Annotated in this window: 7 protein-coding genes; 4 read left to right on the forward strand and 3 right to left on the reverse strand. The window is 66.7% G+C overall.

Annotated features, from left to right (window positions below; all coding sequences use genetic code 11):
- Positions 1-39: 39 nt before the first annotated feature.
- Complete coding sequence (locus ACFWZ2_RS13565; protein ID WP_384545235.1) at positions 40-312, reverse strand: hypothetical protein; 273 nt, start codon at positions 310-312, stop codon at positions 40-42.
- 865 nt (positions 313-1177) lie between these two features.
- Between ACFWZ2_RS13565 and ACFWZ2_RS13570 the strand changes: the two genes are divergently transcribed.
- Entirely contained in the window at positions 1178-2908 is a 1731-nt protein-coding gene (locus ACFWZ2_RS13570; RefSeq protein ID WP_384545236.1) for a hypothetical protein, read from the forward strand.
- A complete protein-coding gene (locus ACFWZ2_RS13575; protein WP_384545237.1) occupies positions 2886-4652 on the forward strand; it encodes a hypothetical protein in 1767 nt (588 codons plus the stop codon). Before ACFWZ2_RS13570 ends, ACFWZ2_RS13575 begins: the two co-directional genes overlap by 23 nt.
- Before the next feature lie 13 nt (positions 4653-4665).
- On the opposite strand, the gene ACFWZ2_RS13580 is transcribed toward ACFWZ2_RS13575, so the two are convergent.
- Together ACFWZ2_RS13580 and ACFWZ2_RS13585 are read right to left on the reverse strand one after the other, a co-directional pair.
- Complete coding sequence (locus tag ACFWZ2_RS13580; RefSeq protein WP_384545238.1) at positions 4666-5139, reverse strand: hypothetical protein; 474 nt, start codon at positions 5137-5139, stop codon at positions 4666-4668.
- Between the two features lie 152 nt (positions 5140-5291).
- Entirely contained in the window at positions 5292-5777 is a 486-nt protein-coding gene (locus ACFWZ2_RS13585; RefSeq protein ID WP_384545239.1) for a hypothetical protein, read from the reverse strand.
- A 257-nt stretch (positions 5778-6034) separates the two neighbouring features.
- Here ACFWZ2_RS13585 and ACFWZ2_RS13590 point away from each other — a divergent pair, with 257 nt between their 5' ends.
- Both ACFWZ2_RS13590 and ACFWZ2_RS13595 read left to right on the forward strand, forming a co-directional pair.
- Positions 6035-6526, forward strand: coding sequence for a peptidase inhibitor family I36 protein (locus ACFWZ2_RS13590; RefSeq protein ID WP_384545240.1), 492 nt, complete (start codon positions 6035-6037; stop codon positions 6524-6526).
- A gap of 36 nt (positions 6527-6562) precedes the next feature.
- Complete coding sequence (locus tag ACFWZ2_RS13595; protein ID WP_384545241.1) at positions 6563-7921, forward strand: hypothetical protein; 1359 nt, start codon at positions 6563-6565, stop codon at positions 7919-7921.
- Positions 7922-8537: the final 616 nt, after the last annotated feature.

The following is an 8537-nucleotide window of genomic DNA, read 5'->3' on the forward strand; positions in this document are numbered from 1 at the left end:
GCCGTCCTCACTGTGCCGAACAGTCCGCGTGCGCCGAGATCACCGGTTTTCCTCGCTCCAGGTGGACACGTGGTAGGTGCGCCGGTGCCCCCGGCCGTCCACCATGTCCAGCCTGCCGCCTGCGGGCAAACGGTCGAGAACCTCGACAGCAGTGGCCCGGCATTCCCGCTCCGCTGCTGCGGCTGAACGGCCGCGGGCCAGTTCCCGCAGCACCTCCCACGGCCCGATCCGTCCGTGCCCCCTCCAGAGCCGGATGAGCATCGTGAGCACCACGACGGTGATGGGCCCGGCAACAGCCACGACGTCAGCCAACGCAACCTCCCTCATCCTGCCGCTTCTGGCACGCGGCCAGCAGTCAGCTTGTCGATCCTGATGACATAAGGGATGTCGGGGCTGCTTTGTTGAGTCGGGTGTGTGAGTCTCCGGGGAATCGCCCGGCGGACGGTTGCGTGCGTGTGGTCGGCGTCAGCCCCGACAGTGCACGTGAGGCTGCGCCCCAGGGCCAGTCCGACGGGTCGGGTGACCGGACCGTACGGGGGTCGAAGCGGAGCACGTGAACGCGCCCGCTTCGTGGTGCCGAAGCGCGGTGCCTTGAAGGTGACTCTCAGAGGGCGTTCGCATGCTCCGTCATGCCGTGCACCCCGCGGATCACCGCGTTGAAGGTCCACTCTGTATCGGTGAGTTCGCCGTCTTCGGGGCTTCTTGACCGTGACGGAACCCGTCGCCGATGTCCTCGGAGCCGAGGTCGGGCAGAGTGGGGATGCCCAGGGCGGCGGCGAGCCGGTTGAGGGCGTCGACCATGCCGTGGGGGCGGGCGCAGGTGTTGGCTCGCCTCTTCTGACCGATGCGTTCCGGTGCTGCAATGGGAGCGCGCTTTGGTGCCGCCTCCCTGAGTCGGACAGGAGTGTTCTGAACCATGGCAGAGTCACGTTCTCCGTCGAGTTTGCGTGCGACCTCCCAGGCCGACGCGCCAAGAGAGGGCTCTGCCTCCTCAGGCTCGCGGACGCCCCACGGCTCCACCGGACCGCTGGCGCCATGCTCCTCCCCGGACCAACGTGCCTGGCCTGACCAGCACCTGGGCTTCCAGCGGCAGATCACATCGGCAGGAGATCCGACTGAGGCGGGATTCCCTGTCGCTTTGGGCTGCTGGAGCACCACGGCGCGCCTCAGCGTCTCCGTGCAGGCCGGTTTCACCCAGCGGTGGGCGCTGCGGGAAGTGCTCGTCGGGGATCTCACGAGCACGCTCTCGCTCGCCCCGGGTGAAGTGCTCACTGTTGAACTCCACCGCACCGACCGGTCGTTGATCGATGAGAGCCGGGAGCAGGCTTCGACTGTCGAGGCGGCGTCCGAGGGGACGTCAAGTGACAAGGAGGCCCTCACCGTCGCGCATACCGCGGCTCGCAGTTCGAACTGGTCGGTGTCCGGAAACGGCAGCTTCTCCCTGGGTGGGGTAGGTGTCTCTGCGAACGCGACTTCTTCGGGCACGATCAGCAACACGCTCTCCTCGACCGTGAACGAAGTTCACGAAGCAACGGTCAAGTCCAGCCGGAAGATCGCCACCCAGGCCAAGATCCAGGTGCGAGGAGTCACCGAGGGGACGGTCGAGAGCCGTCACACGCGCGTTCTGCGCAATCCTTACCAGGACCGGTCACTCGCCCTGAATCTCTACGAGATATGCAAGCGGTTCCGAGTGACGACGGCTCAGGACCAGACTCAGCCGCTTGTCATCGCAGAGTTGGCTCCGCTGGACTTCGGCACCTCGGGTGCGGCACAGTCCTTCATCGCCGCCAACGCGCAGTTCCTGTCCGAGTACCTGATCGATGACGGTTTGCGGGACTCGCTGCCTTCGATCGTCGAGTCAGTGCGGCAGCTCGGGACCGTGCGGCAACAGCGTTGGGCGCAGCAAGCGCGTCTTGAGCAGTCCCTGGACAGCATCGACGAGTACCTCTTCGGCAACCGCTCGGGATGGCAGCCGTACCACCACGAGAACTACGAAGAAGACATCATCGCGGACGTCCTGCAGACACCGACGGGACTGCGGGACATCGGCGCGTTCAAGGACGGGAAAACAACTGCGGTAAGCGGCAGACCTGACGAGATCCCCGCTGCCCGCGCGGCCGCTGCGGTCGGTGCGGACGCCTTGCAGCTCTTCCTCGTCCTGCACTCCGTCTACACCCTCCGCGAGGCCGCGAGCTTCCAGAAGGAGGAGTACAGGAAGCGGAGGTACGAACTCTTCAAGTCGTTGGCCAAGACGGTCGGCCATGTGTGGGACACCAGGCTGGACGACGCGGGACGCAAGGCCCTGCTCGACGACCATGCCATGTCGGAACTGTTCCGTCGCATCCCCGGCTTCCTCTGCATGGCGGAGGCACTCTTGGCGTACACGGTTCCCCAGCCTGATGACCCCAAGATCATGGCCCTGATCGCCGCGCAGGAGGAGCACCTGCGCTGTCACCGGCACTACTACACCGAGCAGTACCTGCGATTCCTGTGGGACCGTCTAGGGCGGACGTTCGTCGTACGACTCGTCAATGCACTGCTGCACGTCGTCTACAACGGCGTTGCCGTGCCGCCGGCCCCGCCCGACGTCGAGAGCTTCCGGCCGTTCCGGAACATGTACCGCGTCGAGGACGTCCAGCGCGACGGTTTGTGCGTGCTCATTCCGATCCAGGCAAGCGCGATCTCCGACCTCGCCAAGGGCAGCACACCGAGCGCCGGGGTGTTCGCCAAGGGGATGGAGGACCTGGCGAAGGCCATCTCAGGTGCAACGAGGCCGGACCCGCGGACCGAGGAAATCCTGGTCACCGCCGACGGCCTGCTCATCGAACCGGTAGCGGGACGCTGCGTATTGCCCTCGTCCAAGAGCGGCACAGGGGGAACTGCCGGTGGGCGCACGGCGAGCGACTGACCGGCATTCCCAGGAGAAACAGGACCTGGCCGAGGAGTTGACGGACTCGGAGGCGATCGCTGTACAGCTCCGGCGTCTCTTCGAGACGGCGGCGCCCGCATCCAGAGGGGGCGGTTTCACGCGCGAGGCCAAGGCCCTCCAATTGAGTTTGAAGGGCATCTGGGAGCGACCAGATCCAGGCTTGGATGCCTACAAGGAGACGGAGGACGCCGTCACTTACTTGGATGGCTTCTTCGCCCCGCTGCTCAGTCCCGACGGCTTCCACGTGGCGGCGCGCACTGGTGACCGTTTCCTGCGCCGCTACCCGGGCGGGACGGCACTGACATCGCAGGCGCCCGGTGACCCGGTGTATGTCGACTACGCGCTCAGGGCATTCACCGGCACTTTCATGGAACTCGACGAAGCGTTGGGCTCAGCTCTCGCTCCTCCGCTGGGCGCCCGCCTGGCCAACTTCGTGGCCGGCGTCGTGGTGCTCTGCTCCGTCCCCGTCCGGATCGCGTACCACCACTTCCATGGGACGGCCGCGTATACCGTGATCGCTGACCGTCACGTCAAGGTGCTCGCCAGAGCACGGGCATCGGCGCGCGACGCCCATGCCGAGATGCTGCTCGGCGGCTCTGCGGGCGGGCGTGCCCTCTCCTCCGATGAGGAGTACCTGCTCGTGACGACGCTGGATGTGCTGCGGTCGATGGCTGGCAGCAAGTTGGACTCGGTGGCCAGGTTCCAGCAGGACAAGTCCAACCTGCCGCCCCGGATCAGGGTTCCCGCTGCCGAGCTCGTCCAGCGGATGAGAGCCACCGAGTTCTGGGTCCACGGTCCGCCGGACAACCGCCAAGCCCAGCTGGGCAAGCCCTCGAACGCCGGACCTGAAGACAAGCCGCTGCCGTACTACGGAACGGTGATCGACGCTGACGGCGAGCGTCTCCATGCTCGTAGCTTTCATGCCCTCCCGGAGAGCTGGCAGGTCTTCGAGAACTTCTGCCGACTCGTCTGCCAGGCCGGATTCACTGTCCACGTGAACGCGTGCAGCAACGCCCATGGGGGGCGGCACCCGAAGCACGTCACACACCGAGAGGGCGTGGAGTTCGACGTGGACTGGACGTTCACGTCGGACCCGGGCGACAAGGTCCGCAATCTCGCACGCCGCAGGAAGAAGTACGGGACCGGGATCTTCCGAGACGTGGAACGGGACCAGTACTTCTCACTGGAGCCGGTGCCCGGAGACCCTGAACTGCACAGCCACCGGAACATTGAGGCCCTCAGCGCGCTGGTCGTCTTCCAGGCCGCGGCACTCTCAGGGCTGCACCGCTACCTGTACTCCGACGTGGAGAACCTGATCCTCGCCCCGGAGTATCTCGGATGGGTCGTCGATCAGAGACTGTTCGCCGAGGTGGGGCGGAAGGCGAACATTCCCGTCGCGGAGGGCGCCAACCACGCCGACCACCTGCACGGCGAGGTCCCCTCGCCCGCGACGAGACGGCTCGACGACGCCGTGCTGACCACGATCTTCCACCAGGCACTCGCTCGTGACGGGCACAAGGAGTTCGCATCCACCTATCTCCTTCCCCTGTGGTCCGCCTCCCCTCCGAAGACGAACGAGGGGGAGAAGGAACGCACGCCGCAGGAAAAGCGTGTTGCGGCATTCATCCAACTCTGGGCAGAGCGCGCGACGGCGGGGCTCCCCGCTCTCCTGCCGGTATGGCTGCCGACCGAAGAACTGCAGCGGCGCTGGCTGGCGGAATAGTCCCACGTTCCCTTCAGGGCAGAGCCTGCTGAAGATCGGTGAGGACGGTCTGGGCGAGCTGAGCCGTCCCGTTGGCCACCCCGGTGGCAGTGCCCGCGGCGGCACCCGCCGCTATCGGCGCCAGGACCGCTTGGATGCGCGCCATCAGGCGGCGCAGGTGCCCGACGTCCGGCTCCTGCCGGGTCGCCTCCTCCCAGGCGGCCTCCGCGTCCTGGCGCACCCCGGTCTCCTCCTCGGCGCGCAGGCCGAGCTGCTCCAGGGCCGCCAGGAGGACACCGACCGCCTGGCCCGGACCGTCGACGGGCTGGCCGACACCACGGTGGCCGCAGTGCCGGTCGAGCTCGGCTTCGCCCGCCTGAAGAACTGGCGCGTGCTCGGCAGGGTCCGCACCGACCCGAAGTGGGCGACTGCCCCGGTCAGGGCTCTGCTCGTCCTGACGAACCGCGAGGTCTCCCGGTGGCCGACGATCTTCACCGAAGTCATGCACCCACGACCAGGCCGAGGGCCCCGAAGCTCACGCGCACCAGAGCCATCACCGCAACTTCACGATGCACACGGCTCACTCCGCATCGGACCGTTCATGACGACGTATCACCCGGCCATGGTCCATGACTCATGATCGCGATTGGGCGACAGGTATCAGGCATTGGCGTTGACTGTGGCCCCGCAGCGGTCGCCGTCCGCGCCGTTGTCCCGGCAGGCGACGATCTGGACCTTGCGGCCCTCCTTCAAGTTGAAGTTCTTCCACCGGACGTCGATGTCGCCCTCGTCCGGGCCGGAGTCGTAGTTGTGCCACCTGGACCACTCGCCGCCGGAGCACCAGCGGATGCTCCCGATGGTGCGGTTGCCGTCCGACAGGGAATCCACGATCTTGAGCTTGTCGCCGTGCTCGTACCAGGTCGCCATTCCGGGGTGGACGGACATCTCGGCCTCGGCGGTCCAGTGGTCGCCGTTGTTGATGTTGCCGACGAGGCAGTCCATGCGTCCGCTCTGGGCTTCGGCCCGGGACTGGGCCTCGGTCATGGTCGGTGAGCCGGCATCGGCGGAAGCGGACGGCGCGGTGACAGCGAGGGCCCCGGTGGCGAAGAGAACGGCGGCGGCGCGTGTGAGGTGCGGTATCCGCACAGTGATCCTCCCGTTTGCTTGCGGTTAACTCCACGGGAGGCTAGGGAGCGGCTACTTGGCGGCGGTAGGCGTTTCGGGCAGAGCCGAAACCTCCGGGCAACTCCGTCGTGACAGTGGCTCAACGGGTGCCCGCCCCTGACTGCCTCACAGGGCTGCTGCCGGAGTGTTTCGGGCAGGGCCGAAACGGCTCCTGCCGATCGCCGCGTGTGCGCCAGAGTGCCGATTGTCATGTCCGGAAAGAGCGAGGAGATATGCGCATGACACATCGGAGACGGTTGGCTGCAGCCCTACTGGCCGCAGGCGCTCTGGCGCTCGGCGGCGTGGCGGCCCAAGCCAACACCACCGCCAACGGCGAGCGGGCGTCGGCCGCCGACCGGTTCAAGATCATTGGCGCCACCGACGACCCGGGCAAGGACTGCCCCTCGGGCTACCTGTGCGCGTGGACCGAACGGAACTACGAGGGCAGGGGCCTCGCGGTCTACGGCAGCGAGTCCGATTGGCAGTCCTTCCCCGACGAGTACCGGTTCATCATCGGCAAGGTGCGGTCCCTCTACAACAACGGCAATCCGGATCCGGAGAAGGACGCGGTCATTCTGGGGCGCACGGCCGACTACAAAGGAGGCACGTTCGTGCTGTGCCGCCGTGATGGGCTGCCCAGCCTGTCCGAGGGCCGCATCGACACCTACCCCGGCTACGGCTGGGACCGGCAGATCTGGTCCAACAAATGGTTCACGCCCGTCTACTGCTGAATCCCGGACGCCACTGGGGAGGTTGGAGAAGCAAGCATGCGTAACAGAACCAGAACACTGATCCGTATCGGCGCCGCGACAGCGGCCCTGGCCATGGTCCCGGTCGAGTCCTACGTCACGGGGACGCCCGCCACCCAACAAGCTGCCGCAGATTCTGTGGTGCCTGATTCCTGGCGCGGCCCGACCGCATACCTCACCGCCGCGTACGGTTTGAGCGACCAGCAGGCTGTCAAGCGCCTGGAGATGCAGGAAGACGCTCTCCAGCTCAACCGGAAGCTGCGCACCACCCAGCAGGGGACCTATGCGGGCATGAAGCTGGACATGGCCAAAGGCGTGGTCCATGTGCGCTCCACCCAGCCCGACAAAGCCCGTGCCGCCGCCGGACGCCTGGCGTTCGGGACAGTACGGTTCGACAAGGTCGCCAAGCCCGAGAAGCCCGTCGCCGAGGCGTCAGCCACCAAGGTCAAGGCTCCTGATGCGGCACCGGCGCCCAGTCAGGACCGATGCAACCCGCTCAACTGCGCCTCACCCCTGCGCTCCGGCGTGCGACTGGACGGCGAGCGGGACCGAGGCGAGGGCCATTACCCGTTCGGCGGCTGCACACTTGGCTTCACGGTCCACAAGAAGGGCAGCGACCGGAAGTACCTCCTGACCGCCGGACACTGCTACTACAGCTACGGCGACGACGGTACCCACAACGCCAAGAAAGAAAGGGCCTGGCACAACGGTCTGGAGGTCGGGGAGGAGGGGACCTCGGACGGCAGCTACGGGCACTCCAGCCAGGCCGACCACAACTCCAACGACCCCCACAACCTCTGGGACAGCAACACCTGGACCACGCCCGACTACGCGATGATCCCGGTCCAGAACGAATCCTTCTGGTTCGGCGACTCCGCCCAGCGAACCCCCGGCTTGCTCACCGCCTACGGCGACTGCAAGGACAAGACCGACGACGGCTATGACTGCCGCCTCAACAGCACCCTTGAGATCACTGGCACGGACAGCCAACCGCCCGAGGGCACGGCCGTCTGCCAGCAGGGCACGGCCGAAGCGGGCAGCAAGGGCACCCATGCTCCCAACGGCTGGAAGCCCGGCCAGCGCTGCGGCGAAGTCTTGGACACCGGTGAACTCGTGGTGACCAACATCTGCACCGCCTTCGGCGACAGCGGCGGCCCGCTCTACATCAGCGGCAAGAACAACACCGCGACGGCCGTCGGCATTCTCTCCGACGGCGCTCAGGCCAAGGACGGTTACGAGAAGTGCGACACCGTCACGCACGGAGAAGGTCCCGCCGGAACCTGGGGGAAGGTCGCAAGCTGGTACTGGTCCATCGGCTACATCCTCGGACATGAGAAGTACGACTACGACAACGAGTTCCTGCTCTACACCCGCTGAACCGTGGCCGACCGCATCCCACCCCGACGGGAATGGCCGTGTCACGAGGGTCCGTCCTCGCCCCGGTGAGGGCGGACCCGTGAGCTGCCCCGGGGACTCCACAAATCCTGGTACAGCGCACCTCACCGCTGTCCGGGCCCCGGTCGAGCACGATCCTCACCCACCGTGAGGTCTCCCGGTGACCAACGAGGTCAGGGGGGCGGGCGAGGAGATGTGGAGCACCGCGTAGGCCCCGGCTGCTTGCCGGGATCCATCTGCACATCGCTGTCACCGCACCGGTGTGAGCGGCGTGTCGCGGCTGCCCGTAACGCTGTGACCCCGCCCCGTCCAAGGAAGTAGTGTCCATCGGATACCGCGCCGGTGATCAGTCTGGCGCCACCCCGCCTACCGCTTCGGTCACGGCCTCGCCCACCGCGACTGGGCGTACGAGTCGATCGAGGTGTCCCACGCTGCGGACGCCCCGACTGCCGGACTTCGGTAGATGCGGCTTCTGCCAGGCCCGTCCTTCGCTGGTGAGATCTTCCCGCCCGATGGGCGTGACGGCGAGGCAGGGTTGAGAGATGTCGGCGTACAAGCTCATGCACATAGGCGGGTACGGGCTCACGTACACACTCGA

It is taken from the genome of Streptomyces sp. NPDC059002 (assembly GCF_042740435.1).
Taxonomy (GTDB): Bacteria; Actinomycetota; Actinomycetes; order Streptomycetales; family Streptomycetaceae; genus Streptomyces.